At 37.3% G+C, this 26,486-nt stretch carries 26 protein-coding genes; 16 read left to right on the top strand and 10 right to left on the bottom strand.

What is annotated here, in order from left to right; translation table 11 throughout:
• Positions 1 to 329 precede the first annotated feature (329 nt).
• Positions 330 to 1,955 carry an L-glutamate gamma-semialdehyde dehydrogenase gene (gene pruA, locus JML65_RS15320; RefSeq protein ID WP_047487492.1) on the bottom strand — a complete coding sequence of 542 codons (1,626 nt, stop codon included), beginning with the start codon at positions 1,953 to 1,955 and terminating at the stop codon, positions 330 to 332.
• A gap of 409 nt (positions 1,956 to 2,364) precedes the next feature.
• Between pruA and JML65_RS15315 the strand changes: the two genes are divergently transcribed.
• The 12 genes from JML65_RS15315 (at position 2,365) to JML65_RS15260 (ending at position 13,150) form a co-directional block, all read left to right on the top strand.
• A complete protein-coding gene (locus JML65_RS15315) occupies positions 2,365 to 2,730 on the top strand; it encodes a hypothetical protein (protein ID WP_202271342.1) in 366 nt (121 codons plus the stop codon).
• Between the two features lie 159 nt (positions 2,731 to 2,889).
• A complete protein-coding gene (gene ureA / locus JML65_RS15310; RefSeq protein WP_047487498.1) occupies positions 2,890 to 3,192 on the top strand; it encodes an urease subunit gamma in 303 nt (100 codons plus the stop codon).
• 13 nt (positions 3,193 to 3,205) lie between these two features.
• Positions 3,206 to 3,574: an urease subunit beta gene (gene ureB / locus JML65_RS15305; RefSeq protein ID WP_047487501.1), complete on the top strand. Its 369-nt coding sequence runs from the start codon at positions 3,206 to 3,208 to the stop codon at positions 3,572 to 3,574.
• A gap of 1 nt (position 3,575) precedes the next feature.
• Positions 3,576 to 5,297, top strand: coding sequence for an urease subunit alpha (ureC, locus tag JML65_RS15300; RefSeq protein ID WP_202271341.1), 1,722 nt, complete (start codon positions 3,576 to 3,578; stop codon positions 5,295 to 5,297).
• 113 nt (positions 5,298 to 5,410) lie between these two features.
• The gene (locus JML65_RS15295; protein WP_084086225.1) at positions 5,411 to 6,061 is read left to right on the top strand and encodes a hypothetical protein; all 651 of its coding nucleotides are present in this window, start codon (positions 5,411 to 5,413) and stop codon (positions 6,059 to 6,061) included.
• Positions 6,051 to 6,560, top strand: coding sequence for an urease accessory protein UreE (gene ureE / locus JML65_RS15290; RefSeq protein ID WP_084086224.1), 510 nt, complete (start codon positions 6,051 to 6,053; stop codon positions 6,558 to 6,560). The genes JML65_RS15295 and ureE overlap by 11 nt, the downstream gene beginning before the upstream one ends.
• Before the next feature lies 1 nt (position 6,561).
• The gene (locus tag JML65_RS15285) at positions 6,562 to 7,251 is read left to right on the top strand and encodes an urease accessory protein UreF (RefSeq protein ID WP_202271358.1); all 690 of its coding nucleotides are present in this window, start codon (positions 6,562 to 6,564) and stop codon (positions 7,249 to 7,251) included.
• A gap of 126 nt (positions 7,252 to 7,377) precedes the next feature.
• Positions 7,378 to 8,016, top strand: a complete 639-nt coding sequence (gene ureG, locus JML65_RS15280) for an urease accessory protein UreG (protein ID WP_047487517.1) — start codon at positions 7,378 to 7,380, stop codon at positions 8,014 to 8,016.
• Positions 8,017 to 8,805 (top strand): urease accessory protein UreD, encoded by a 789-nt coding sequence (locus tag JML65_RS15275; RefSeq protein WP_202271340.1) that lies wholly within the window; start codon positions 8,017 to 8,019, stop codon positions 8,803 to 8,805.
• 140 nt (positions 8,806 to 8,945) lie between these two features.
• Positions 8,946 to 9,647, top strand: coding sequence for a hypothetical protein (locus JML65_RS15270; RefSeq protein WP_202271339.1), 702 nt, complete (start codon positions 8,946 to 8,948; stop codon positions 9,645 to 9,647).
• A gap of 156 nt (positions 9,648 to 9,803) precedes the next feature.
• Positions 9,804 to 10,682 (top strand): urea transporter, encoded by an 879-nt coding sequence (locus JML65_RS15265; RefSeq protein WP_202271338.1) that lies wholly within the window; start codon positions 9,804 to 9,806, stop codon positions 10,680 to 10,682.
• Positions 10,683 to 10,903: 221 nt separating this feature from the next.
• Positions 10,904 to 13,150 carry a TonB-dependent receptor gene (locus tag JML65_RS15260; protein ID WP_202271337.1) on the top strand — a complete coding sequence of 749 codons (2,247 nt, stop codon included), beginning with the start codon at positions 10,904 to 10,906 and terminating at the stop codon, positions 13,148 to 13,150.
• Positions 13,151 to 13,583: 433 nt separating this feature from the next.
• Here JML65_RS15260 and JML65_RS24135 read toward each other — a convergent pair whose 3' ends face one another.
• Complete coding sequence (locus JML65_RS24135) at positions 13,584 to 13,727, bottom strand: hypothetical protein (protein ID WP_374726276.1); 144 nt, start codon at positions 13,725 to 13,727, stop codon at positions 13,584 to 13,586.
• Here JML65_RS24135 and JML65_RS15255 point away from each other — a divergent pair.
• Positions 13,668 to 14,432 carry an AraC family transcriptional regulator gene (locus tag JML65_RS15255; RefSeq protein ID WP_374709599.1) on the top strand — a complete coding sequence of 255 codons (765 nt, stop codon included), beginning with the start codon at positions 13,668 to 13,670 and terminating at the stop codon, positions 14,430 to 14,432. The two genes, JML65_RS24135 and JML65_RS15255, sit on opposite strands and share 60 nt — an antisense overlap.
• A gap of 173 nt (positions 14,433 to 14,605) precedes the next feature.
• Here the strand turns inward: JML65_RS15255 and JML65_RS15250 are convergent, their stop codons facing one another.
• The 3 genes from JML65_RS15250 to JML65_RS15245 are packed head-to-tail and all read right to left on the bottom strand — an operon-like array spanning position 14,606 to position 16,346.
• Positions 14,606 to 15,712 (bottom strand): DNA topoisomerase IB, encoded by a 1,107-nt coding sequence (locus tag JML65_RS15250; RefSeq protein WP_047487533.1) that lies wholly within the window; start codon positions 15,710 to 15,712, stop codon positions 14,606 to 14,608.
• Positions 15,713 to 15,721: 9 nt separating this feature from the next.
• A complete protein-coding gene (locus JML65_RS23865; RefSeq protein ID WP_081988964.1) occupies positions 15,722 to 15,889 on the bottom strand; it encodes a phosphatidate cytidylyltransferase in 168 nt (55 codons plus the stop codon).
• Positions 15,890 to 15,908: 19 nt separating this feature from the next.
• Positions 15,909 to 16,346, bottom strand: a complete 438-nt coding sequence (locus JML65_RS15245) for a DUF6526 family protein (protein WP_084086218.1) — start codon at positions 16,344 to 16,346, stop codon at positions 15,909 to 15,911.
• 219 nt (positions 16,347 to 16,565) lie between these two features.
• Here JML65_RS15245 and lipA point away from each other — a divergent pair, with 219 nt between their 5' ends.
• A complete protein-coding gene (gene lipA / locus JML65_RS15240) occupies positions 16,566 to 17,432 on the top strand; it encodes a lipoyl synthase (RefSeq protein WP_047487538.1) in 867 nt (288 codons plus the stop codon).
• Between the two features lie 232 nt (positions 17,433 to 17,664).
• Here lipA and JML65_RS15235 read toward each other — a convergent pair whose 3' ends face one another.
• The gene (locus JML65_RS15235; RefSeq protein ID WP_047487541.1) at positions 17,665 to 18,564 is read right to left on the bottom strand and encodes an AraC family transcriptional regulator; all 900 of its coding nucleotides are present in this window, start codon (positions 18,562 to 18,564) and stop codon (positions 17,665 to 17,667) included.
• Positions 18,565 to 18,744: 180 nt separating this feature from the next.
• Between JML65_RS15235 and JML65_RS15230 the strand changes: the two genes are divergently transcribed.
• Positions 18,745 to 19,944 carry an MFS transporter gene (locus tag JML65_RS15230; RefSeq protein ID WP_052188571.1) on the top strand — a complete coding sequence of 400 codons (1,200 nt, stop codon included), beginning with the start codon at positions 18,745 to 18,747 and terminating at the stop codon, positions 19,942 to 19,944.
• 72 nt (positions 19,945 to 20,016) lie between these two features.
• Here the strand turns inward: JML65_RS15230 and JML65_RS15225 are convergent, their stop codons facing one another.
• Positions 20,017 to 20,397 carry an STAS/SEC14 domain-containing protein gene (locus JML65_RS15225; RefSeq protein ID WP_047487543.1) on the bottom strand — a complete coding sequence of 127 codons (381 nt, stop codon included), beginning with the start codon at positions 20,395 to 20,397 and terminating at the stop codon, positions 20,017 to 20,019.
• 117 nt (positions 20,398 to 20,514) lie between these two features.
• Here JML65_RS15225 and JML65_RS15220 point away from each other — a divergent pair, with 117 nt between their 5' ends.
• Positions 20,515 to 21,720, top strand: a complete 1,206-nt coding sequence (locus JML65_RS15220; protein WP_202271336.1) for an NAD(P)/FAD-dependent oxidoreductase — start codon at positions 20,515 to 20,517, stop codon at positions 21,718 to 21,720.
• Positions 21,721 to 22,050: 330 nt separating this feature from the next.
• Here the strand turns inward: JML65_RS15220 and JML65_RS15215 are convergent, their stop codons facing one another.
• The 3 genes from JML65_RS15215 to JML65_RS15205 all read right to left on the bottom strand — a co-directional run bounded on the left by JML65_RS15215 (position 22,051) and on the right by JML65_RS15205 (position 26,433).
• On the bottom strand, positions 22,051 to 23,652 hold the full coding sequence (locus tag JML65_RS15215) for a DUF4139 domain-containing protein (RefSeq protein WP_202271335.1): 1,602 nt from the start codon (positions 23,650 to 23,652) through the stop codon (positions 22,051 to 22,053).
• Between the two features lie 153 nt (positions 23,653 to 23,805).
• Positions 23,806 to 24,480 (bottom strand): SIMPL domain-containing protein, encoded by a 675-nt coding sequence (locus tag JML65_RS15210; RefSeq protein WP_202271334.1) that lies wholly within the window; start codon positions 24,478 to 24,480, stop codon positions 23,806 to 23,808.
• Positions 24,481 to 24,681: 201 nt separating this feature from the next.
• The gene (locus tag JML65_RS15205) at positions 24,682 to 26,433 is read right to left on the bottom strand and encodes an amidohydrolase family protein (protein WP_202271333.1); all 1,752 of its coding nucleotides are present in this window, start codon (positions 26,431 to 26,433) and stop codon (positions 24,682 to 24,684) included.
• Positions 26,434 to 26,486: the final 53 nt, after the last annotated feature.

Below are 26,486 nucleotides of genomic sequence, written 5' to 3'. Positions count from 1 at the left end.
AGTAGTTTAGAGAGTGGGAGAGCGGGAGAGTATTAGAGTATTAGAGTGGAAGAGTGGGAGAGTGGGAGAGTGGGAGAGTATTAGAGTATTAGAGTATTAGAGTGGAAGAGTGGGAGAGTGGGAGAGTGGGAGAGTGGGAGAGAGGAGCTAGGTATGATAAAAACAGCCCTACACCCAGTAACATCATACCCTACATTTCGAGTTTGCTCGTACCCTGCAACTCGTACCCCGAATCTCGTATCCCAAAAAAAGCCCCGAAACCGAAATTCCGAGGCTGTATGAAAAGAACAGGCAATCATTACTCATTACCTATTACTCATTATTGATGATTACCCTAGGTATGGATATTTGTAGTCTTTTGGAGAAACAAAAGTTTCTTTCACACTTCTTACAGACGTCCATCTAAGAAGGTTCATTTTAGAACCAGCTTTATCGTTCGTTCCTGAAGCTCTACCACCACCGAAAGGCTGTTGTCCTACTACGGCACCTGTTGGTTTGTCGTTGATGTAGAAGTTACCGGATGCATTTTCTAACGCTTTGTAAGCCTCAGCAATTGCATAACGGTCTTGAGAAAATACAGAACCTGTTAATGAATATGGAGAAGAAGAATCAACTACTTTAAGAGTCTCTTTCCAGTCCTGATCTTCATATACGAATACTGATAAGATTGGTCCGAAAATCTCTTCTACCATGCTTTCGTATTGAGGGTTTGTAGTTTCAATTACTGTTGGGTGTACGAACCATCCTTTAGAATCGTCACAAGTACCACCAATTGCTACAGTAGCTTCAGAAGATTCGTTAGCTCTGGTGATATATCCTTTACATTTTTCGAAAGAATTTTTGTCGATTACAGCATTTACGAAGTTAGATGGATCTACTGGAGAACCAATTTTAATAGTAGCCATTTGAGCTTCCATTACTTTTTTCACATCAGCCCAAAGAGACTTAGGAACATAAGCTCTTGAAGCCGCAGAACATTTTTGTCCTTGGTATTCGAAAGCACCTCTTACTAAAGCTGTAGCTACTGCTTCTACATTCGCAGAAGGGTGAGCAATAACAAAATCCTTACCTCCAGTTTCTCCAACGATTCTTGGATATGTTCTGTAGTTGTGGATATTGTCACCAATCATTTTCCACATTCCCTGGAATACTTTTGTAGAACCCGTAAAGTGAAGACCTGCAAAATCTTTGTGAGCCAATACTTTCTCAGCTGTTTCTTTACCATCTGTAAAGATCATGTTGATAACCCCAGCAGGAAGACCAGCTTCAATTAATACATCCATGATTACTTTAGCAGAATAAACCTGCTTATCAGAAGGCTTCCATACTACAACGTTTCCTAACATGGCCATACAAGTAGGAAGGTTTCCTGAAATAGCTGTAAAGTTGAATGGAGTTACTGCAAAACAGAACCCTTCTAGTGGTCTGTACTCTACACGGTTCCAGATTCCGTTGTCAGAAACTGGCTGCTCAGAATACATTTCTGTCATGAACTCTACGTTGAATCTCAAGAAGTCGATGAACTCACAAGCCGCATCAATTTCAGCCTGGTGTACGTTTTTAGACTGTCCGATCATTGTAGCTGCATTAATTACATCTCTGTAAGGACCTGCCAATAGATCAGCTGCCTTTAAGAAAATGGCTGCACGTTGTTCCCAACCTAGAGCATTCCATGCTTCTTTAGCTGCCAATGCTGAGTTGATAGCATCATCCACATGCTGCATACCACCTTGGTAATAAAATCCGAAGTCGTGAGCATGATCCTGAGGAGACTGAAGCTGTACTTTTGTATCAGTTTTTACTTCCTTTCCATTGATAACCATTGGAATTTCTACCTTCTCAGCCCACATCTTTTTATAAGTGTCGATAAGGCTTTTAACTTCCGGAGATCCCGGTACATAAGAATTTACCGGCTCATTTACCGCTAATGGTACTTGCGAAATTGCTTTTGACATATTACGTTTTATTATTTTTATTAAATTAAATAAGTATGTGTATACAAATTTACGATAATTATAAGGAAAGAAAAAAATACAGCAGATTTTTATGGAATAAACTTTATTATTGAGGGATGTGAGGAGAATACCCTTTTTTAATAATGAAAAAATGATATTTTTCAATGATTTTATTTCATATTTTAAATAAGATGAAAATATGAGCTGGATTTTAATTATGATATCAAGAAAGATGATAAAATGTTTGTCATAGTTGATAAAGGAACTTTAGTAGCTGTGTATAAGTGGTTTGGGTATAAATGTGAATTTTGTGTAAAATTGTATTTGTCGCGATTTTGAACATTTTAAATAATCTTTTTGATAGCCCGGTTTTTAAGATTACTCTAATTTTACACCATTATTAAAAAGTATGAAAAAAAGAGTTGTCTTTTTCTCTTTTCTGTTGTTTTTCGCAGCTTTATGTGCAGGTCTTTTTGCACATAAGGGGAAAACTCAAGCATACTCTGATATCTTATCAAAAATTCATCTTCTTCAGCAAAAATCGGATCAGCAGACGCAGCCTGAAATTTATAGTTTTTCAGATGCACAGGATCTTCAGGATTCCAATGATTGGGAAAAGGTAAAATTTGATTATTCAATACTTGCACAGCAGTGGTTTCAGTATTTCTTTGCAGAGTATACCTATAATAACCAGGTGGCGGCCGTTCAAAACCGTATTTATATTACAGCACCAAGGTATATTCTGTACCATTCTCTGCAAATAGCAGGCTGCTAATTCTTTTTTAAACTTTTAATGATCCCATGAAAGGATTTGCCTTGTAAAAGATGCATATCCCAAGGATTCATTCTTCATTTTAACATTTCTGAGTATTTCTATTTGTCTTTTCTGAAAGGCAGACCAGATACTGTATATCCAATTTTAAAATAAAAAATAATGCACTTAACACCGAGAGAAACGGAGAAGCTTATGCTATTTCTGGCAGGCGAGCTCGCTCTAAAAAGAAAGGCAAGAGGCCTTAAATTAAACTATCCAGAGTCCATAGCATTAATCAGTCATTTCCTGCTTGAAGGAGCTAGAGATGGAAAAAGAGTAGCAGAACTGATGCAGGAGGGTGGAAACCTTCTTACAAAAGAGGATGTAATGCCGGGCGTTGCGGAGATGATCCACGATGTTCAGATTGAAGCGACTTTCCCTGATGGGACTAAGCTGGTAACCGTACATAACCCAATCCGTTAATACCAATTTCATCATGATACCAGGAGAAATTTTTGTAAAAGAGGGCACAATTATCTGCAATGAAGGCAGAGAAACTGTGAAGATAAAAGTAACCAATACAGGAGACCGCCCTATTCAGGTAGGTTCACATTTCCACTTTTTCGAGGTAAACAAAGCGATGAGTTTTGACCGTGAAAAAGCTTTCGGAAAAAGACTCAATATTGTAGCAAGTACTGCAGTACGTTTTGAACCGGGAGAAGAAAAAGAAGTGGAATTGGTAGAAATAGGAGGAACCAAAAAAGCAATGGGCTTCAATAATCTTGTCGACGGACAGGTAGATTCTGAAGAACAGAAAAAAGCAAGCCTTGCAAAAGTTGAAGATTTAAACTTTAAAAATCATTAAGATGAGCTTACACGTAGACAGAAAACAATACGCCAATATATTAGGTCCTACAGCCGGAGATAAAATCAGACTGGGAGACACTGAAATTATCATTGAAATTGAAAAAGACTTCACCCATTACGGAGATGAGGCCGTTTTCGGAGGTGGGAAAACCGTACGTGACGGAATGGGACAAAATGTTATGGCAAAAAGGGATGAAGGTGTTTTGGACCTTTGCATTACCGGTGCAGTAATTATCGATCACTGGGGAATTGTAAAAGGAGATATCGGAATTAAAGACGGTAAGATTGTAGGGATCGGAAAAGCAGGAAATCCTGATACCATGGATGGAGTTTCTCCCAATATGATTATTGGAGCCTCTACAGAAGTTCATGGGGGAAAAGGATATATCGTAACGGCAGGAGGGATTGATACCCATATTCACTATATCTGCCCACAACAGATCGAAACATCTTTATACAGTGGGATCACCACAATGATCGGTGGTGGAACAGGTCCGAATGACGGAACGAACGCTACTACGGTAACTCCGGGGAAATTCAATATGCAGAAAATGCTTGAAGCTGCTGAAGAATATCCTATGAACCTTGGATTCTTCGGAAAAGGAAACTGTTCTGCAGAAGAGCCTATTGAAGAGCAAGTAGAAGCGGGAGCATTAGGAGTGAAAATTCACGAAGACTGGGGAGCAACCCCTGCAACGATTGATGCCGCGTTAAAAGTAGCAGATAAATATGACGTTCAGGTAGCTATCCACACAGATACCTTAAATGAAGGAGGATTCCTGGAAGATACGATGAGAGCAATCAATGGAAGAGTAATCCATACATTCCATACAGAAGGAGCAGGTGGAGGTCATGCACCAGATATCATCAAAGCAGCAATGTATCCCAATGTATTGCCGGCCTCTACCAACCCAACACGTCCTTACACCATCAATACAATCGACGAGCATTTGGATATGCTGATGGTTTGCCACCACTTGAGCAAAAATATTCCTGAAGACGTAGCGTTTGCAGATTCCCGTATCCGTCCTGAGACCATTGCCGCAGAAGATATTCTTCACGATATGGGAGTTTTCAGTATCATGAGTTCAGACTCTCAGGCAATGGGTAGACCGGGAGAAGTAATCACAAGAACCTGGCAGACTGCCAGCAAAATGAAGGAGCAGAGAGGAGATCTGGAAGAAGATAAAGAGACGGGAAATGATAACTACCGTGCCAAAAGATATGTGGCTAAATATACTATCAACCCTGCTATTGCACATGGTATTTCAGAATACGTAGGATCTCTTGAAGAAGGAAAATTAGCGGATTTAGTGATTTGGAAGCCGGCATTATTTGGTGTGAAACCTGAAATGATTGTCAAAGGAGGATTTGTAATTGCCGCTAAGATGGGAGATCCTAATGCTTCTATTCCCACACCTCAGCCTATTATCTACAGAAATATGTTTGGTGCTCATGGAAAAGCTAAGTTTGGTATTTGTGCCAACTTCGTTTCTCAGGTTTCTATTGATAATGGAACGATCGCTTCTTACAAATTGGAGAAAATGATTCTTCCGGTGAAAAACTGTAGAAATATTTCCAAAAAAGACCTTATCCATAATGATAAGACTCCACTCATTGAAGTGAATCCTGAAAACTACAAAGTGACGGTAGATGGTGAATATATCACCTGTGAGCCGGCAGAAAAACTTCCTTTAACGCAGTTGTATTACTTGTTCTAAGATAAACATACCAACCACTAAAACCTTATAGGCTTCTAAAACCTATAAGGTTTACTTAAAAGTTGAACAGTTTATCCAATAGAATTTAAAATAATTATAGAACTAAGTTTAGAATGAAATATTTAAATAAAACAGTTTGCTCCCTTGCCGTAGCCGGAATGACTATGCTTTCAGGAAAGGTAAGCGCTCAGTTTCTGGGAGGACACAGGCTTAAAAGTGATGAAGAGGGACCAAAAGGGCAATTTATGGTGTATGGTTCATTGGATTACTCTAAAGTTACTACTCCTTCCACCAGCAGCAGTACCGTTTCAAGTGCTCCGCTTGGCGTAGGATACTTTATCAATAATAATGACCTTGTAGGAGTCAACTATGCATACTCCCAAAATTCTGTTGACCACAATGTTGTGTATAAACAAAATGAAGCTGGAATTTGGTACAGTCCCTCATTAATGCTTGGGAAATATTTTGTATTGATTGGACAGGTTGATGCACATTATGTCTGGGGACAGCAATTGTCAGGAGCTGCAGATTCTATGCAAAACTTTAACGGATTCCGTCTTCGTGCTTATCCTTTGATTGGGATATTGTTAGGTGGGGGTTGGGCTTTAAAATTCAAGTTTGCTGAGCTTTCAATGCTTCAGACTAAAACAAAACAGGAAGGTTGGACAAAAAGCTATGTAGCAGGACTCAGTGGTTCAACATTCGGGGTTGGCATTTCTAAAAACTTTGACTTCAGAAAAAAATCCGCTAAAGATGATAATTAATCAAACCATAGGCAATCTCACCGAAAATCCTACCGAAAAACCCATAGATTATCTTGATCTGGAATGGTTTGAAACGACAAAAAGGATCCAACGTAAAAAGACCAGACAGGGAACCGATGTGGCCATTAAATTTCTTAAAGAAGGGCAGCGTTTGCGTGAAGGTGATATTCTTTTCGAAGATACAGAAAAAGTAATAGTTGTCAATGTACTGGAAACAGAAGCTATTGTAATGGTACCAGGCTCTTTATTGGAAATGGGAACGGTATGCTACGAAATAGGAAACAAACATATTCCTCTTTTTATCCAGGAAGATAAAGTATTGCTTCCTTTCGAAATGCCCATGTTCAGATGGCTGGAGGCAAGTGGGTTTAAACCGGAAAAGCAATCCGTAAAACTGCTGAACCTTCTTAAATCCAATGTTGAACCTCACGGACACGGAAGTCTGGGTTCAACAATTTTTACCAAAATCTTAAAAATGGCTGCTCCAAAAGATGAATAATATAAACATAAACTTTTTGTCAGGATTGCTTCATCTTGCAGATCCTACACTTCCTATCGGTGGTTATACCCATTCCAACGGACTTGAAACTTATGTGCAGGAAAGGATTGTACATGACCTGCCAACAGCAAAAGAATTTGTACAGAATATGCTTCAGTACAATCTTAAATTCAATGATGGAGCTTTTGTAAAACTGGCATATAAAGCAGCAGAAAATGGAGATTTACAATTGTTGTTACATCTTGATAACGAATGTAATGCGATAAAATGTCCAAAGGAAATCCGTCAGGCCAGCCAAAAACTGGGATTGAGACTGATTAAAATTTTCAAAAGAAGAGAAAGCTTTCCTTTTATGGAAGAATTTGAAAAAGCAATTAAAAATAAAGAGGCCAATTCTCACTACTGTATTGTATTTGGGGTATATGCCTTTTTAATGAAAATTCCTTTATATGAAGCGCTGTTGGGATTCTATTATACTTCAGTAGCCGGAATGATTACCAATGCTGTGAAGCTGGTACCTCTGGGGCAGCTTGACGGGCAGGATATTCTCTTCTCTCTATATCCGGTTATGGAAAAAACAGTCTGGGAAACCATGGAGCTGGATAGAGATATGGTGGGACTGTGTAATACTGCTTTTGATATCAGGTGTATGCAGCATGAGAGACTGTATTCAAGACTTTATATGTCGTAATAAGCTGAAAAAGTAAAGTTAAATGGTTAGCGTGAAACACTTTTGTGATCTTAAAATGTCTCAGTCATAAAACTGTTGCCATTAGCATTAAAAAAACAGAAACAAACAAAGTAAAATTTAAAGAAAATGGAAAATAGAAAATATATAAAAGTAGGAGTGGCAGGACCTGTAGGATCAGGAAAAACTGCATTATTGGAACGTTTGAGCAGAAAATTATTCGGGAAATATGATCTTGGAGTCATTACCAATGATATTTATACCAAAGAAGATGCTGAATTTATGGCTAAAAACAGTCTTCTTCCCCATGAAAGAATTATTGGAGTGGAAACAGGAGGATGTCCTCACACTGCCATCCGTGAAGATGCAAGTATGAACCTTGAAGCAGTAGATGAGCTGGCCGCCCGTTTTCCGGATATCGAACTGGTGCTTATCGAAAGTGGAGGTGATAATCTTTCAGCAACTTTCAGCCCCGATCTTGCAGACGTTACGATTTTCATTATTGACGTTGCTGAAGGTGAAAAAATTCCCAGAAAAGGAGGTCCCGGTATTACAAGATCAGACTTGTTGATCATTAATAAAATTGACCTTGCCCCGCACGTAGGAGCAAGCCTTGAAGTGATGGAAAACGATGCCAGAAGAATGAGAAAAGGAAATCCTTTTGTATTCACGAATCTAAAAACGGATGAAGGTTTGGATAAAGTAATCGGCTGGATAAAAAAATATGCTCTTTTAGAAGAAATTGAAGAACCGAATTTGGTAAGATAAATGGATAGTCGTTTAAATATTATTGCAGGATTCAAGGGAGGGGAATCCTATGTGAAAGATCTTTATGTCTCACTTCCTTTCAGAGTGGTTTCTGTAGGGCAGCGAAAAAGTGACAAAAAGCTCTATCAGATGGTGATGAGCTCTTCTCCGGGAATTCTGGATGGTGACCATTACCATTTGGATGTAGCCCTGGAAAAAGGGGCTTCACTTCAGCTGCAGTCACAGTCGTATCAGAGACTTTTCAATATGAAAGATAAGGCTGTTCAGGAGCTTAATGTCACTATGGGAGATGAAACTTCCTTTGCCTACGTTCCTCATCCTATCGTTCCCCATGAAGATTCCAATTTTAAAAGTAAAGCCAATATTCAGATCGGGAAAAACAGCCAGATTATTATCAGTGAGATTATTACCTGTGGAAGAAAACACTATGGAGAGGTTTTCAAGCTGAAACGTTTTCAAAACCTTATGGAAATCTATCATGAAAATAAACTGGTAGTGAAGGATAATGTTGTGATTCAGCCTGACATGATCCCCATCAGTAGTATAGGAAATCTGGAACAGTATACCCATCAGGGAACTTTGATCTTTTATAGCACAAAGGAGAAGGTAGACAAAAACAGGCTTATTGAGGAGATTGTTGAGGCCGCAGAACAATACCGTGAAGAAATGGAAGTAGGTGTTTCAGCAATGGAAGATCATGGTTTTGTCGTAAGAGCTTTGGGACATGGTGGAGAACGGATGTATAATTTTTTTCTTCATGTTCAGGAAATTCTCTGGTCACTGGAATAAAAATTAAAATAATTCTTATTGAAGTTAGGTAGGTTGATTTTATCAATAGAAGTGGGCTTTAGCCCACGCTAACTAAAGAATATTTTTCAACTGGCTTTAGCCAAAACTTAATAAAAAGAATTAACAATAGATAAACAAAAATGGATAGTACAGTTTGGGCACTTCTTTTAAGTGCCGTTTCAATAAGTTTTATACATACAGCCTCAGGACCGGATCATTATCTGCCTTTTATTGTCCTCTCCAAATCTAAAAAATGGAGTGGAATGAAAACAGCAGTGCTCACTGTAGTCTGCGGATTGGGGCATGTATTGAGCTCTTTAATTTTAGGATTTATCGGAGTGTTTCTCGGTTGGCAGCTGAACAAGATCTCGTGGTTCCAGGATATAAGAGGAAATTTCTCCGGATGGGCACTGCTGGTTTTTGGAGGAGTCTACTTGGTATATGGATTGATCCAGGCCATCAGAAATAAACCTCACAAGCATTTTGATGTGATGGGGGATGATGTGTATGTCTATGAACACAATCACAGTGAAGTGGTCATGCCTCAAACAAGAATAAAAGTAACTCCGCTTGTCCTTTTTATGATTTTTGTAATGGGACCAAGTGAACCTCTGATTCCTTTGTTATTTTATTCAGGAGTAAAACATTCCATGTCAGAAATTGCAGTATTGGTGACTTCATTTACGGTTACAACCGTATTAACAATGCTTGGAATGGTTCTGCTGGGACGTTATGGATATTCAACATTGTTCAATACAGAAAAGCTGGAAAGATATATGGGAGTCGTAAGTGGAGCAGTGGTAACAGTTTGCGGAGTCGGAATGGTCTTTCTTGGTTGGTAGAACTTCTAGCGTACATGAGTCGAGGTAAACCCATGTTTTTGAATGATCAACCTTCCAGGTTTCTCTTCTCAAAGTCTCGTGTCTCTTATCTCCATATCTCGTGTCTCTAATCTGAAATCTAACATCTATTAAAAAATACATTATACAAAACTAACTATGAATAAATTTTTTGAAAAAATCCCTTTTATAGATAATATTTTAAAAGGAATCGGGCAGATCATGCTTCAGGAAAACAGATGGACCGGATTTCTGTTTCTTATAGGTATCTTTATGGGAAGCTGGCAATGTGGGGTTGCAGTATTGCTTTCAACAGCAGCCGGAACTTTTACTGCTATGAAGCTTAACTATAATAAATCTGAGATCAATGCCGGATTATATGGCTTCAGTGCAGCACTGGTAGGAGTAGCATTGGCTTTTCTCTTCGAAACAACAATATTGATTTGGGTTCTTATTGTATTGGGTGGAGCTTTGGCAGCTATTATTCAGCATTTTTTCATTCAAAAGAAAATTCCGGTGTTTACTTTTCCTTTCATCATCATTACATGGGTAATGGTATTTGCACTGCATCATTTTACCCACATTCCACCATCTGTTATGCTGAGTAGTGAAGTAGTACCTACAAAATATGATGATTTTCTTACCTGCACCAATGGTTTTGGAGAAGTGATATTTCAAGGTGGGGTACTTTCGGGAATGATTTTCTTCCTTGCTGTTTTTATCAGTTCACCGATAGCCGCTTTATATGGACTTACAGCCTCTATTCTTGGAGCAGGATTATCACAGTTGAATGGTGAACCTATCAAAGAAATCCATATGGGACTTTTTGGGTTCAATGCAGTACTTTCCGCAATTGTTTTTTCAGGATTCAAAAAAACAGACGGTATCTGGGTGCTTATTGCAGTTCTTTTAACAATTGTCGTCGATGATCTTTTAATAGATAACCATTATCTTGATGCTGTGGGAGGGGTATTTACTTTTCCGTTTGTAGCAGGAACTTGGATTACACTTTTAATTCAAAAGATTTTTTTAGAGTGAGAGCGTAACGTCGGAGAGCTTGATGGTTTTTGGGTGGAAGGCTAAGAACGTTTTAGGGTGGAAGGGTTTGAATGTTGAAGAGTTGCCCATGTTTTTGAATGATCAGTCTTCCAAATCTCCCACCTCAAGGTCTCTTGTCTCAAATCTCTTATCTCCAGTCTCTATGTCTCCAGTCTCAACCATTAATATTATACAACATACTTTTTACAAAAAGATAAAAAATGAAAATAACTAAAATAGCAGCAGCGTTTCTGATAATGGCTTTCAGCGGAAAGTTGGCGGCTCAGGAAGCCGAAAAGCAATTGCTGATCAAAGATGCTGATGACAAATTTCCTATTGCAGATGTTCTGATTAAATATGACCACGGAAACAGCCATACTCATACAGGAACAGACGGTACTTTTGCTATTCCTGTTCAGTCTCTTCCTGATACACTGGTGATCAGCCGTCAGGGATATGATGAGGTAAAATGGGTACTGGCCAACGATGAAGATAAAAACAAAGTTATTTTTTTACAGCATAAACCTTTTCAGATCTCTGAAGTGGCCATTAATCACAGCTCATTTTTATCGGCGATTACCAAAGTTGATTTGAATAAGTTTCCGGTGAATTCAGCACAGGACCTGCTGAGAAAAGTTCCGGGATTGTTTATTGCACAGCATGCAGGAGGAGGAAAGGCTGAGCAGCTTTTTTTAAGAGGTTTTGATGCTGATCATGGTACCGATGTAAGCGTAAATGTAGACGGAATGCCTGTGAATATTGTGTCACATGCCCATGGACAGGGGTATTCTGATCTTCATTTTGTGATTCCTGAAACGGTTAATAATATTGATTTCGGAAAAGGAGCGTATTATATGGATCGTGGAGATTTTAATACAGCGGGGTATGTTGATTTTCAAACTTATAATGGGTTGAAAAATAGTATGATCAAGCTGGAAGGAGGTTCATTTAATTCAAAAAGAGTACTGGGAATGTTCAATATTCTGCATGATGATTTGGGACGTAAAAATGCCTATGTAGCAGCAGAGTATAATTATACTGACGGTCCTTTTGATGTAAAACAAAACTTTAACAGAGTCAATATTTTTGGAAAATATAACCAATGGCTTACGGATAATGATTATTTCAATATCCAGTTTTCAACGTTCAATTCTTCATGGAATGCTTCCGGGCAGATTCCGGAGCGGGCTGTAGATGAAGGAATCATTGGAAGATGGGGCAGCATAGACCCTACTGAAGGAGGAAAAACATCCAGAACAAATCTTCAGATGAATTTTAAGCATATTATTTCTCCTTCTGAGCAGATTGATGCCATGGCTTTTTATTCCAGGTATAATTTTAATCTGTATTCTGATTTTACCTTTTATTTAAAAGATAAAGACCTTGGTGATGAAATTCAGCAGACAGACGGAAGAAATATATATGGAGCGGAAGTAAAATATACCAAAACCTTTTCTCTTGCCAACAGCTCATTAAACTGGATTTCAGGAATAGGGGTAAGAAACGATGATATTACTACTCTTCAGCTGAATCATGTGTATCACAGAGATCTGTTATTGAACAGAATGTCTGATGTAACGGGTACGGAAACCAACCTTCATGCCTATTCAGGATTACTGTGGAAAACAGGAAAATGGACCATTAATCCGGCTTTAAGAGTAGATCATTTTATCTTCAATATGCATAATTTGCTGGATGCCGAACAATTGCCATCCGGACAATCAAAAGAAGCAACAAGGCTAAGCCCTAAATTAAATTTCTCCTATGCTCAAAATGATAACGTCATGTGGTTTCTGAAAATGGGTATGGGATTCCATTCCAATGACCTGAGAGTTGTTGTTCCGACTAACGGTCAAAAAACACTGCCATATTCTATCGGTGGAGATTTCGGACTTAGGCTGCACCCTTTTAAGTCCCTTATCATTACACCGGCTATTTGGTTTATGGATCTACAGCAGGAATTTGTATACGTAGGAGATGATGCCGTAGTAGAACCTTCCGGGAAATCAAGACGTTTCGGGGCAGATCTGGGTATCCGTTTTCAGCCCTTGGAAAACTTTTACCTGAATGCGGATATCAATTATTCCCACGCAAGGTTTATTGAAGAGGAAAAAGGACAGGATTATATCCCGTTAGCGCCTGTTGTCACCAGTACCGGATCGGTAAACTGGGATTTCCTGAACGGCTTTTCTTTAGGACTCCAATATCGTTATCTTGGTACAAGACCGGCTGTAGAAGACAACAGTATCAGAACAAAATCCTATTTTGTAAATGATCTGGTATTGGCTTACAACCGCCAGAAATGGGGAGCTAACCTTCAGGTCAACAATCTTTTCAATGTACAATGGAACGAAGCGCAATTCGCTACAGAAACTCAGTTAAAAGGAGAAGCAGAACCAACTACAGACCTTACTTATACACCCGGAAGTCCTTTTGGGATAAGAGTGGGAGTGTATTATAAGTTTTGATGTACAAAGTATAATGTATAATGTCGGATGTATAAAGTATAATGTATAAAGTATAATGTATAATGTATAATGTATAATGTATAATGTATAATGTCGGATGTATAAAGTATAATGTATAATGTATAATGTATAATGTATAATGTATAATGTATAATGTGGAGAGGTATAGCTCTGTGTTAGAGCAAAGAGTTATACATTAATAATACAATTATCTTAACCATTACCCTACATTATACTTTATACATCCGACATTATACAAAAATATCCAAGTACTCAATAATGCAATGAGGGTTGTATTTCAGGCATTACCCTACATTATACTTTATACATCCGGCATTGTACAAAAATATCCAAATATTCAATTTCAGCACTAAATTTGTAATAACAATTCATTATGGAAGTATTATCCAATTTTCAATATAAAAAGCTCTTTTTACCCCAGATAACGGATAAGATATTGGCGAATAATGCTGATATACAGCTTTATAGGATAGAGAATTATCTTAAGGGGATTTTGATGCCGGTGATTCCATACCGTACCACCTTTAATTTCATTATTTTCATTACCAACGGCCATATTAAGCAGTATCTTGAAAATAAAGAGTATCATGCCGAAAAAGGTGGAGTTATCTTTATCAAGCAGGGAACAATTACGGCTACCGTAGAATTGTCAGACGATATTGAAGGTTTTTTTCTGGCTTATGAAAATAATATTCTCTCCGAACAGGAATTACCCAAACATAAAAGCAGCATCTTTTTCATGACTCCTTTTCTGAATCTGGACAGTCTGACCTATGGAACCATAACCCAGCTTCTCCCGATTATGGAGCAGGAATTGTGGTTGAATAATCTCAATGTAAATGATGTAGTGGTGACCATGCTCCACCTTATCCTGATCAAAATGTTGAGTACAGATTCTGATACCCATCATAAATCAGCAACACGCCCTATGGAGTTGTCTCTTCAGTTCAGGGACCTGCTGTTTAAATATCATGTTGGGGAAAAAAGAGTGGCTTTCTATGCTGATAAGCTGTCTGTGACAGAAAGTTATCTCAATAAATGCGTAAAAGGGGTAACCCAGAAATCTCCGAAACAATGGATCAATGAAATTGATATCAATTACAGCAAAGCATTGCTTCATTCCAGTAAAGATATTGCAGAAATAGCCTATGAGCTTAATTTTCATACAGCATCACATTTCACACAGCTTTTTAAAAAGATTGCAGGCATCACTCCAAAAGAGTACAGAATACAGTTTTTGAATAACAGAGTTCCGGTTTGATGAGTAAGATTATTTACATACCATAATGTCAATGGTCCATTTTGCTATGCAAGTCGATAAATTGACAATATTCATGTCTCCATATGTGAACCTATCAGAAAACTGTAATGAAGCTAAATTAGGAGCTAATGTACTGCAAAGCAAACTTACCATTCACCATTGACATATTTCCTTTACATCTTTTCATTTTCCAGGATTTTAAGAACAAGTTTTTCTTCCTGGGTAAGACCTGCTTTTCCATCATTCTCTTCAATGACATCTAACTCATCAAGATATTTTTTTATAGTATTGTTTTCGTAAAGATTGATGACCAAAGGATGTACGTAATACTTTCTGCAGACAGCGACAGTATTTCCCAAATGTTTGGCAACGATATCCAGCGCTTCTTTTACCATTTTTTTATATTGAGAATCATTTTCAGCATATCCTATTTCCTTAAAAGCAATTAATGCACTTACCGTTCCGGACCATGTTCTGAAGTCCTTTGCCGTAAAATCTTCACCACTTATTTCTTTGATATATTCGTTGACCATTCCGGAGTCTATAGAGTGACGGGTACCTTCATCATCAAAATATTGAAAAAGTTCCTTTCCCGGAATATCTTTACATTTTTGGACGAGTCTTGCCAGTTTTTTGCTCCTAAGGTCAATATGATGCTGAATACCTTTTTTTCCTTTAAATGAAAAACTGATTTTTTGCCCTTTTATTTCCACATGTTTATCCTTCAATGTGGTAAGTCCGAAAGACCCATATAGTTTTTCATATACATTATTGCCGATACGGATATTGGTCCGCTGCATTAGGCTGACAATTAATGCCAGGACCTTCCGCTTTTCAAAATTCCTTAAAGCCAGATCTTGTTCCAGCTGAAGACGGATATCCGGCAATGCATAGCCAAACTGAAGCATTCTATAGAATTTTGTGTGATTTCTTAAAGCACTCCAAAGAGGGTGGTAGCGGTATTGTTTTCTTTTTTTTACATCAAAACCGGTGGCCTGAAGATGACCATTGTCCAGCGCACAGATCCAAACGTTTTCCCAGGCAGGCGGAATAACCAGCTTATTAATTCTGGTAATCTCCTCTTTATCTTTGATTTTTTCTCCGTCTATATAATAAGAGTACTTCTTTCCTGTCTTTTTACGTGTAATTCCGGCAGTTTCTGCATCGGTGGTATATATAAGATGTACCGCCTTTGCAGATGCTTCCGGATCCTTCATGATTTTAACAATCTTTGAAGGCCTAAGGTGAGAAATGATTTCTAAATCTGTATTCTTCTCCATAAAACATGGTTAAGAGTTTTTACCCTTCGAAAAAATCAGTAAAAGAATCACTACTATTGCACAGACTAAGATAATTCCCCACCACATTCCTGCCTTAAAAATTGTTTCTACTGCTTCACAACTTGTGAGTGTTAACAAGCTTAATATCGCTATACTGTAAATGCTCCATTTTTTCATAAGTATATATTTTGGGGTGTTAGATTCTGAGAAGATCAGCTCTCCATCTTTTTATAGATCTTTTAATTTCATCACCAGAAATATTTTCCTGGAGAGCTTTTTCTAAAAGTTCTTTAAATTCATCATCATAAGTGAATCTTAATGCCGCGATTTGATCAAACTTTAATTGGTCAACAATTTCATCGGATCTTTTATTGAAAATTTCAAAATACCGCTGCTTAAACTCCAGAATAACCATTCTGTTCTGAAGTCCCAAGGCATAATGCTGTCTTGTCATAAATGCAAGATAGAAAAGCAGGAAAATTACAATGGAAAATAAAATCCAGGTCAGCTGATTTCCCGGATCATCTGTTATTTTATAAATTCCAAAAATCTCCAATACAATTAATATTGGAAGATAAATAAAATGATGAGGTGGATAAAATTTCCTGTGATTCCTGTAGTTCTGTTCTTTCATATAGGGAATACAGCAATAATCTTTCCAAAAAATTATATTATTAATAATAAATGACGTTTTGTGGTATGAAAATAATATTATAAACAAATTATAATAAATGTTTTAATGTGTCATTCCTGTTGAAAATTAGAACTTTATTGTTGAATTATCAGTTTCATCAATTTTTCTGGTAGATGGTTTCCATTAAAAAATCCTTAACTTTGAACTTCAATTTTAGAAATGGAAAATTTAGTTCAAGACACTACCGTTCAAAAACCAAAATGGATCCGCGTAAAACTTCCTACCGGAAAGAACTACCGGGAACTTAGAACTTTGGTTGATAAATATAAACTCAACACAATTTGCCAAAGCGGAAGCTGTCCCAATATGGGAGAATGCTGGGGAGAAGGTACCGCTACTTTCATGATTTTGGGAAATATTTGTACCAGAAGCTGCGGATTTTGTGGAGTAAAAACAGGAAAACCACTTGATGTAAACTGGGATGAACCTGAAAAAGTTGCCCGTTCCATCAAATTAATGAAAATCAAACACGCTGTTCTTACCTCTGTAGACCGTGACGATTTGAAAGATATGGGATCAATCCTTTGGGGTGAAACTGTAAATGCCGTAAGAAGAATTTCTCCGGGAACCACAATGGAAACATTAATTCCGGACTTCCAGGGACTTACCAAGCATCTTGACAGATTAGTGGATGTAGCTCCTGAAGTAATTTCTCATAATATGGAAACCGTAAAACGTTTAACCCGAGAAGTGAGAATTCAGGCAAAATATGAAAGAAGTCTTGAGGTTTTAAGATATCTGAAGGAAGCAGGACAGAGAAGAACCAAAACCGGTGTAATGCTTGGGTTGGGAGAAACCAGAGACGAGGTTTTTCAAACGATTGAAGACATCAGAAATGCAAATGTAGATGTCATTACTCTTGGACAATACCTGCAGCCTACTAAGAAACACCTTCCTGTAAAAAAATTCATTACTCCGGAAGAGTTTGATGAGTTTGGAGATTTTGCAAGAAGCTTAGGGTTCAGACACGTTGAAAGTTCACCTCTTGTAAGAAGTTCTTATCACGCAGAAAAACATATTCACTAGACAATATACAGCCGCTCAGAAATGAGCGGTTTTTTTATAGAGAAGGTGGCAGATAATAGGGAGTAGATTTTAGGCTACCCGGGGTGAATAATATGGGTTATTTATTTTTTTTAGAATAAAGAATAAAGAATGAACATGTTGTTATTAAAATTCAATAGGAACGGGCTTTAGCCCGTTTTTAAAAAGATTACCAGCCAATTCGGCTTTAGCCGAAACCTAAAAATCCGCGGGATTATTTATTACATGAAGATTCCTTGGTAATAATTCCGATCCTTCCATTAATTTCAATAGGTTTAAATTGTTTTTTCTTAAACTCAGACGGTGTTTCTCCGGTATGCTGTTTAAATAATTTATTAAAATAGGAAAGGCTCTCAAACCCTACCTGAAAACAAACTTCCGTTACAGAATAATCTTTCAGCAGAAATATTTTGGCCTGGTTGATTCTGTAATTATTCACAAAATCCGTGAAGGTCATGTTTGTTTGCTTTTTAAAATAACGACAGAAAGCAGGGGTGCTCAGGCTTACTATTTTTGCAATTTCATTCACATTAGGTTTCCTGTCATGGTTTTCATGGATGTAATCGTAAATGGTTCCCATTCTGATCTTGTCATTCAAAAACCATTTGATTCTGGTATCTTCTTTATTGAGTTCTTTTACATCTGTAGAATCTGCAAGGATCTGTAGAATTTCTATCAACCCGATAAGCGATGAAAAAGAATTTTTTTCTTTCATGGCCTGAAGTTTTTCTACGATTATTTTCTTCGTTTCCCCTGAAAAGGATAATCCAAGATAAGATCTCTCCAACAGATTTCTGATACTTTCAAATTCAGGAACAGGCAGAATAATATCCTGAAGAAAATTTTCGCGCATTTGCAGTACCAGCTGCTTGCATTCTGTCTGAATACCGTAATCAAAATTAAGATGAGGTACATTGGAACCTATCAACAGTAAATCACTTTCTGTAAAGGCGGAAATATCCTTTCCCACATGTCGGATTCCATTGTTTGCTTCTACATAAACAAGCTCTATTTCAGGATGATAATGCCAGAAAAAACAATTTTTCAAAGAAGGTGAAAAAAGCTTGAAAGATTTCCCTTTATCAAACGCTATAATTTCTTTCTGGATTTTCATTTTGTTCTGATTTGATTGTTTCTCGATTTAAAATTAAACAAAAAGGTTAATATGGAGCAAATTTTTATCATTTCAAGAGAGGTAAAATTCAATATTTCTTTCGATTTTTGCACTTTCATAAGTAAAGATGGAATACCATTTTTAATTTCTAAAAAATAATTTCAGAAAAAAGAACATATAATGAAGATTGATAAAAGGATAATCCCGTTAGCGATTGGTGGATTAGGAATAGGAACGACGGAGTTTACCGTGATGGGATTACTGCCGGATATTGCAAAGACATTGGAAATTACGATTCCTCAGGCGGGACATTTAATTTCTGCCTATGCAATGGGTGTGGTTATTGGTGCCCCTATTCTTATTGGATATTCGGTGAAATTCCCCCCGAAAAAGGTATTGATGGCCTTTATGATTCTGTTTACTTTATTCAACGGACTTTCTGCTATAGCTCCAAACTATACTACCATGCTGATTATAAGATTCATGTCCGGACTTCCGCATGGAGCATTCTTCGGAGTGGGAACAGTAGTGGCAGCTAAAATGGCTGGGAAGGGCAAAGAAGCATTTTATATATCGATGATGTTTACGGGCCTTACCGTAGCGAATCTCGTCATGGTTCCTCTGGTGACGTATATTGGACATACATTCCATTGGAGGCTGTATTTTGCTATTGTAGCTGTGATCGGGCTTTTTGCCATATTATTTTTAAAACTGTGGCTTCCCGCAATGGAATCCAATCAGAATACCCATTTCCTGGAGGAATTAAAATTCCTTAAGAATAAACAGTCGTGGTTGGTCCTTACCATTACAGCGATTGGATTTGGAGGGCTTTTCACATGGCTTAGCTACATTACTCCTTTAATGACGGTTGTTTCGGGGATCCAAAGCAGTCAGATGGCTTATGTAATGGTCCTTGCCGGAGCCGGAATGGTAGTGGGTAACCTTGTGGGCGGTGTAGTTTCAGATAAGCTTGGTCCGGAGAAAACCTGTGCATTATTGATTTTCCTGATGATGATCTCTTTAACAGGAGTCTTTTTCCTTTCAGAGCATCAGAATATAGCTCTTGTACTGACTTTCATGTGTGGAGCGTTGTCAATGTCTATTGCTTCACCCATCAATATTATGATGATGAAAGCGGCACCCAATAGTGAAATGATGGCTGCAGCTTTTATGCAGGCCGGTTTTAATATTGCCAATGCTATGGGCGCTTTCTTTGGAGGAATTCCATTAGAATATGGCTTACCTTTCAATTATCCTGCCCTGGTAGGAGTGGGAATGACCTTTATAGGTGTTGTCGTAAGCGTAAGATATATGTATTTGTACGGTAGGACACCTGCTGAAGAAGAAGCCGTCACAGAATGCGTTTCATGTGACAAATAAAAAGAAAAGATTTTATTCTTTATACAAAAAAAGCTGTTTCCAGATGGAAACAGCTTTTTGTTTACAATAGGTTTATACCTCTACCTCATCTCCGTTTTTACACCAGTAGAGCGCATTGTATAAGTTTTCTTTTGGAAAAGATTTAAATTCTCCCGGCATAACGACACTGAAAATGTCTGTAAAGTTCTGTACGCCTTCCTTGTCTGTGACAATAGCTGTACGGTTCCATTTGGTGAGGTTTTTTAATCCTAAAAGAACATCTTCAAGCCATGCCCCTATGGTAAATTTATCCAGATCAGTATCCAGGTACAGTAAATAATTAAGCTCGCCAAATTGATCTACTTTCTCTTTGACACGCGGAATTACCAGTCTTTCAAAATCCTCTCTCGTCACTTCTCCCGTTGCATTGAATGCCGCAACATTCTCCGGAGCTTCTGGAATAATTGTTATCATAGTAAAATATTTTATGGTGGTTTGATTTTAAGTGAAAGAACAATAATTAAACCATAAGTTGCCAATAAGTTGTTAAAATTCGCACAAATATTGTTATTTTTAATGTAAAATATTAATATGGATCTCAAATCAAATGAGCCTTTTTGGCTTTTAAAGAATGGATTAATGACATCATATCCTTCTCTGAAATCAGATGAAAAATGTGATGTTCTTATTATTGGTGGTGGAATTACGGGAAGCCTTATAGCCCATCAGATGGTAAGAGACGGATACGATACTCTTCTTATTGATAAGCGGGAGCTGTGTAACGGCAGTACTTCAGCTACTACTTCAATGCTGCAGTATGAAATAGATGTACCTCTTTTTGAATTAATAGACAAGATAGGAGAAAAGGGGGCCGTTTTAAGTTACAAAGCTTGCTCTGATGCTATTGATACTCTTGAGATGCTTTCCTCATTAATAAAATCAGATGCAGGATTCAAACGGAAAAAATCACTGTATTTTGCTTCCAGAAAGAAAGATGTCGAATGGCTGCAAAAAGAGTATAAAACCAGAAAAAAGGCCGGTTTTGAAGTGAAATGGGTAAGCGGAGCCCAGGTATTGGAAGAATTTGGATTTGAAAATACCTTTGGAGGAATTGTATCAAAACAAGGAGCCAGCATCGATGCTTTTCACTTTGCCCATGAATTATTCAGCCACAATGTAAAGAAAGGACTGAAAATATTTGATAAAACTGAAATGGTAAAAGTAGACTGTCATAAAGGGTTTAACCTGGTTACTGTCGATAGCGGATGTCAGATCAAAGCAAAGAAAATCATCTACTGTATTGGTTATGAAAGCAAAAGTATGATAAAGGAAAATTTTGTAAACCTGAAAAGTACATATGCCGTGGTTTCAGAAGTTGACACAGATAAATTTAAAAATATCAGCAATACATTAGTCTGGAATACTGATGATCCTTATCTGTATATGAGGACTACTGATGACGGGAGACTCTTAATAGGAGGTGGGGATGAAGATTTTTATGATGCCGGAAAAAGAGATGCAATATTGAATAAAAAAGAAAAAGAAATACTGAAAACCCTAAAGAAAATAAAACCGGATTATCATTTTTATACGGATTTCGTTTGGGCCGGAACTTTTGGGGAAACCAAAGACGGACTTCCCTATATTGGGGAACATAAAAAGTTCAGGAACTCCTATTTTGTTCTGGGATTTGGTGGAAATGGAATCACCTTTTCTGTAACAGGAATGGAAATGGCTTCTCTGTTTATGAAAAATAAAAAACATGCCTTATCGCGCTATTTTAAATTTGGAAGGTAATAAGGGAGGTCAATTGTTGTAAGACCACCCCGTCAAAAATTCTTTGAATTTTTGCCACCCCTCCGGAAGAGGGCAATATCACGTCTCCCATCGTAATATTCATCATAATCTCCATGAAAATTGCAGATTTTCAGAACTTAAGTGTACTTCTTATACGCAAGGCCTATCACTTAAAATAACTTAAGTGTTCAAGAAGCTTTTATACCTTTTGACTACGTTGAAATAACATTCATCGACTGAAAGGAGATAATCTTCGATTTGTGGTCGTAATAAAGTAAGCTGTTTCATAATAAAAAACCGATGACTACAATTTAGTCATCGGTTTTAAAATTACCTGCTGTAATATTGGATTTGCATATCTTTCGGATACTTTACTTCATAAGAGAAGTTAATTTTTTCTGAACCTCCCGAGCTGATGTTTTTGTTCCAGAGAATACTTCCTGTTTTTTCATCAAGATTTCCGCCTCCGGTATCTATTGCCTTAACAGAAATTTTAGAATTCTCACTGATCGGTAGCTGATCCAGAATTTCCAGTTCAATACTTTCTTTGGTATTGTTTCGGATATTGATCTGATAAGATTCTGTTTCCCATTTATTGGAATTCATTGCTTTTTGTGATGTCTTATCTTCCAGTTTAATCCTTTTTACTGTGATTCTTTCATCTACTCCCAGGGAAATAGGGAATTCATCTTTTACATAATTGCTGGTGATGGTTGTTTTCCCAATATAATTATCTTCAAAATAGATGTTCGCTTCTCCTGTAATAAGGTTGAGATGTTGCCAGTTTTTTATAAAAGCCATCAGGAATACCTGGTTATTAACTTTCGGAACTGTATGGTATTTGTAAGTGGCCTCAATCTGCTTTTTATCAAGGATAACATACTGTTCTTTTTCCTGACTTACAATGGTCTGATTGTAATTAAGTTCATAAATCACATTCATTTGGCTGTCAGAGACGGAAGCTATAGGGACCTGGCTTGGGGTTATTGCTTTATCTTCTCTCATCTGATAGGCATTTACTGCTGCTGCTTCTTTTTTAATTTGATAACCGGCTACTTCTATCTGAGGATTGTAAGGCGTATATTCAGCAACATACAATGGAGATAAAATAGGCCTGTTTTGGTTATAGGAAGGTCTATACGTGGAAACAAACAGTTTGATGTTTTTCCAGTCCTGACCTGTTTTCTGATAGATTTTTCCTTTATAAATCATTTCAAGCGGCTTCTTTACAGATTCTGCACGCAAATCATAAGAAGGAATCCAGCCGGCATCAGAAACAATATAGCTTACCCCTAAATTCAGGCTGGTCTCATGATCAGCAAGAATTTCAAGCAGGAGCTCTTTTCTGTTGGTATTTTTGTGTGTTTGTTCCTCAGCAGACTGTTTATTAAGTTTGGCAATACTTTCATCAAGAACCTCTTTCTGCTCATTCAGTAAAAAGACCTGGTTGTCAATTTCCAGCATTCGCTTTCTGTAAAATTCAGTGAGCTTAATAAGCTGTTCCTGAGGAGTAGATTTATCATTGGCCGATACCTTTAGATTATCATTGATGATGTGCTGCTCTCCCGTAAGGTTCTTCACCTGAATATTCAAAAGGTTAACCTGTCGCTGAAGTTTTTTTCGGTCATCTTCCAGCTTCTTTTCACCTTCAGACAGCTCATCATCTTTCAAAAAATTATTTTGAGGGGTGATAGAAAGCAGTGTCGTATTTTTTTCAAGATTGATTTTATAGGTATTCTCATCCAGATTATTGGGAAGATTGATAATTCTCACCTTATTTATTCCCTTTTGAAGACTCACATTAGTATTTCCAAAGACTTTGGCACCTTGCAGAAATACGGTAGCCTGTTTTACATCTATTTCTTTCTTGATTTCCTGTGCTTTTAAAAAAACAACTGAAAATGTCATTAATAGTAAAAAGTAATGTTTCATCGTTTATTATTTTGAATTTCTAGTGTAAAATTATCCCTATTTAAGACTGAAATTTGGGAGACTTGGTGAAGTGCAGGTTTCACTTGGTCAATTTGAAAGTGCATAAAAAAGAAAAACAGCCCTTTTGAGGCTGTCTTCTTAAATCTGTTATTTCTAAAGGATTTCGTATCTTGTTTTGATACTGTATTTCAGTTTGATATTTTCGATATTGTCAAAAGAATAATCTACTGCAGCGTCTGCCATTTCCAGTTGTACACTGTTCATTCTGCCTTTGTAAGCAACAGGCATTATAGTATCACTGGTATAATCTTCTATTTCTATGATTTCAATAGCATTTCCAGTTTTTTTACCCATGCTTTCCAACAGGTAATCTGCCTTTTCTTTGGCTGCTTTTAAAGCATTGATTTTTACTGTTTTTCTGAAGTCTGCAATCTTGGTATTCTTTACCTCTGCAATATTCAGGTTGCTTACCCATTTCTGATTAAGGTCCTCAAAAATCTTACTGATGTTTGATTTTGTATTGGCTTTAAACTGATAGTTTTTAGTAAACTTGGCCGTTTTAGAGTATATATTCTGGTACATCGATTTAAATTTGATGTCTTCATTCTTTACCCCGGCATTCTTTAAGCTTTCAAACAATTTCTTTTCATTGTCTGCCAGTTCATTTTTGTTGTCTGCCTTTATTCCGATACTGAAAATGATTTCATCGGGTTCTATTTCCATTTCGGCAACACCGGTTACTTCAATTGCATTTTTCTTTACTTCCTGAGCGTTTACAAAGCTCCCCAAAGTTAAAATTCCGATTAATAAAAAATGTTTCAATTTCATAATTTCCTGTTTTTTTAATTGTAAATAATTTTAAATTCTGAAGTAAAATTAGGGAGATCTGAAACTGAAAAACGGGAGACTTGGTGAAAAGGAACTTTCACTTGGTGAACGGTTACAAAAAAGCAATCTCTCCATAAGATTGCTTTAAATTACTAGACTGTTAAGTTATTATATCAGCGTATAAAAAGAGAGAAAACGAGATTAATACAGAAAATAAACCTTTGCTATTTTATTATTTTTGATCTCGTAAATAGCGGTAGCTTCTATCTTTTTATCCGGTTTCACCCCGGAAACACTTTCTCTATCAATAATGGTATTTAGGTTGGTGATTCTCTGTCTGACTTCACAATGAAGGTCAGGATGATCGGCAAAAAACTTCTCATAGCTCTTTCTCATAGCTTCTTTTCCTTTACTTAATAATTTAGAAGGGAATGAATACAGCTCCACATCTTCTGCATAAGGCTCCAGAAAGGCATCTATATTTCTGGCATTATAACCATTTACCTGTTGCTGAACCAGCGTTTCATTTGTTGTTTCCGGAATTGTATTGGGATTAAGAGGCTGCCCGTTTTTTATAACGGTATCAATCTGGGTAAGGTTTTCCAGATTTTCAATAGGGTTGGCATTCAACAGAACAAGATCTGCAACCTTTCCTTCTTCTATGCTGCCATATTGTGCTTCTTTGTTCAGAATTTTAGCTGGGTTGATAGTTGCAGACTGTAGAAGTTGCCAGCCGTTCATACCACTTTCTTTCATAGCTTTAAGTTCTGTGATAAAAGAAGTGCCATGCTGAGTTCCAATATTTCCGGCATCTGTGCCGGCAGCGATCGTTACTCCACCATCGGTCAGTTTTTTGAGATTAATTCGCCTGATAGAATCAGTTTTTGAAGTATAGGCTTTTATCTGAGGAGAATTGAATCTTAGTTTATATTTCTTTATCATTGCAGAATCTGAGGTGTCTTCCAGATGCTTTAAATCATACATAGAACCAATACTTTTCGGATTGGAATGCTCAAGCTCATAGGTATTGTAATGTTTCTTCTGTGCATAGGTGTCATAATAATTGTCCATTACGGTCAGGGTAGGGCATAAGATCACTTTTTTAGACTGCAAAAGTTTTACAAAATCATCTGAAACCACTTCGTCTTCTATATTGTGTACAAGATAATTAGCACCATTCATCACAGCTGTTTCTGCTGTAAAACGTTCCGTAGCATGTACTGCTACTTTAAGATTGTTTTTGTGGGCTTCTTCAATAGTAGCCTTTATTACAGGTTCAAGTTTTTGAGCTTCCTCTTTCTTTTTTTTGGCATCTCCCAAAACAATATACCATATCTTGATAAAGTCCGGTTTATAAGGAAGCTGTTCCTGTACCCATTTTCTGGCTTCTTCTGCCGTTAGCGCCAGCTTGAAAGGTTCATCTTTGTTGAGGTTTTTAAAAACTTCAGGCTCATAGGTGGTAATAAGAGGTCCGGACATATAGACAGAAGGTAATCTTTCATTCCTTTTTAAAGAATCCCTGAGAAGAAGAAAATGATAGGTGGCCCCGGGATCAATCACAGAAGTTATTCCGGCTTTAAGATAATACTGAAGAAGATTTTCCATATTATGATGCCCCCAGCTGATCTCTTCCTCATACGGAACATGCTTTCTCAAATCGAGTGCATCAGGTCTTGTATATAACCCTCCACTTTGAAAAAAATGAATATGGGAGTCCGTCATTCCCGGGATCAGATACTTCCCTTCACCGTTGATGACGTGAGAATTCTGAGGTATCTTGATCTGTTTGCTGGGCTTTATTTTGGTAATCTTTCCGTTATTTATAATGATCGTCTGAGCGGGAATCATTTTCTTATGAATGACATCTGCGATGGTAACATTTTGAATATAGACCTGGGCCCGAATACCATTGAAACACAGGATAATGGCTAATGCTATTTGAAATTTTTTCATGATCTTTATATGGTGAGGTGATGATGCAAATATAATAAAGCCTTATTGAATTG

It is taken from the genome of Chryseobacterium sp. KMC2, assembly GCF_016756935.1.
Taxonomy (GTDB): Bacteria; Bacteroidota; Bacteroidia; order Flavobacteriales; family Weeksellaceae; genus Chryseobacterium; species Chryseobacterium rhizosphaerae.
Note: the sequence above shows the minus strand (reverse complement) of the source record. Positions and strands in the feature narration are given on the sequence as shown.

What these genes read in the sequence shown, in the direction of transcription:
- pruA (WP_047487492.1), bottom strand. Translation starts at nt 1,955, where the DNA reads ATGTCAAAAGCAATTTCGCAAGTACCATTAGCGGTAAATGAGCCGGTA.
- JML65_RS15315 (WP_202271342.1), top strand. Translation starts at nt 2,365, where the DNA reads ATGAAAAAAAGAGTTGTCTTTTTCTCTTTTCTGTTGTTTTTCGCAGCT.
- ureA (WP_047487498.1), top strand. Translation starts at nt 2,890, where the DNA reads ATGCACTTAACACCGAGAGAAACGGAGAAGCTTATGCTATTTCTGGCA.
- ureB (WP_047487501.1), top strand. Translation starts at nt 3,206, where the DNA reads ATGATACCAGGAGAAATTTTTGTAAAAGAGGGCACAATTATCTGCAAT.
- ureC (WP_202271341.1), top strand. Translation starts at nt 3,576, where the DNA reads ATGAGCTTACACGTAGACAGAAAACAATACGCCAATATATTAGGTCCT.
- JML65_RS15295 (WP_084086225.1), top strand. Translation starts at nt 5,411, where the DNA reads ATGAAATATTTAAATAAAACAGTTTGCTCCCTTGCCGTAGCCGGAATG.
- ureE (WP_084086224.1), top strand. Translation starts at nt 6,051, where the DNA reads ATGATAATTAATCAAACCATAGGCAATCTCACCGAAAATCCTACCGAA.
- ureG (WP_047487517.1), top strand. Translation starts at nt 7,378, where the DNA reads ATGGAAAATAGAAAATATATAAAAGTAGGAGTGGCAGGACCTGTAGGA.
- JML65_RS15275 (WP_202271340.1), top strand. Translation starts at nt 8,017, where the DNA reads ATGGATAGTCGTTTAAATATTATTGCAGGATTCAAGGGAGGGGAATCC.
- JML65_RS15270 (WP_202271339.1), top strand. Translation starts at nt 8,946, where the DNA reads ATGGATAGTACAGTTTGGGCACTTCTTTTAAGTGCCGTTTCAATAAGT.
- JML65_RS15265 (WP_202271338.1), top strand. Translation starts at nt 9,804, where the DNA reads ATGAATAAATTTTTTGAAAAAATCCCTTTTATAGATAATATTTTAAAA.
- JML65_RS15260 (WP_202271337.1), top strand. Translation starts at nt 10,904, where the DNA reads ATGAAAATAACTAAAATAGCAGCAGCGTTTCTGATAATGGCTTTCAGC.
- JML65_RS15255 (WP_374709599.1), top strand. Translation starts at nt 13,668, where the DNA reads ATGCCGGTGATTCCATACCGTACCACCTTTAATTTCATTATTTTCATT.
- JML65_RS24135 (WP_374726276.1), bottom strand. Translation starts at nt 13,727, where the DNA reads ATGGCCGTTGGTAATGAAAATAATGAAATTAAAGGTGGTACGGTATGG.
- JML65_RS15250 (WP_047487533.1), bottom strand. Translation starts at nt 15,712, where the DNA reads ATGGAGAAGAATACAGATTTAGAAATCATTTCTCACCTTAGGCCTTCA.
- JML65_RS23865 (WP_081988964.1), bottom strand. Translation starts at nt 15,889, where the DNA reads ATGAAAAAATGGAGCATTTACAGTATAGCGATATTAAGCTTGTTAACA.
- JML65_RS15245 (WP_084086218.1), bottom strand. Translation starts at nt 16,346, where the DNA reads ATGAAAGAACAGAACTACAGGAATCACAGGAAATTTTATCCACCTCAT.
- lipA (WP_047487538.1), top strand. Translation starts at nt 16,566, where the DNA reads ATGGAAAATTTAGTTCAAGACACTACCGTTCAAAAACCAAAATGGATC.
- JML65_RS15235 (WP_047487541.1), bottom strand. Translation starts at nt 18,564, where the DNA reads ATGAAAATCCAGAAAGAAATTATAGCGTTTGATAAAGGGAAATCTTTC.
- JML65_RS15230 (WP_052188571.1), top strand. Translation starts at nt 18,745, where the DNA reads ATGAAGATTGATAAAAGGATAATCCCGTTAGCGATTGGTGGATTAGGA.
- JML65_RS15225 (WP_047487543.1), bottom strand. Translation starts at nt 20,397, where the DNA reads ATGATAACAATTATTCCAGAAGCTCCGGAGAATGTTGCGGCATTCAAT.
- JML65_RS15220 (WP_202271336.1), top strand. Translation starts at nt 20,515, where the DNA reads ATGGATCTCAAATCAAATGAGCCTTTTTGGCTTTTAAAGAATGGATTA.
- JML65_RS15215 (WP_202271335.1), bottom strand. Translation starts at nt 23,652, where the DNA reads ATGAAACATTACTTTTTACTATTAATGACATTTTCAGTTGTTTTTTTA.
- JML65_RS15210 (WP_202271334.1), bottom strand. Translation starts at nt 24,480, where the DNA reads ATGAAATTGAAACATTTTTTATTAATCGGAATTTTAACTTTGGGGAGC.
- JML65_RS15205 (WP_202271333.1), bottom strand. Translation starts at nt 26,433, where the DNA reads ATGAAAAAATTTCAAATAGCATTAGCCATTATCCTGTGTTTCAATGGT.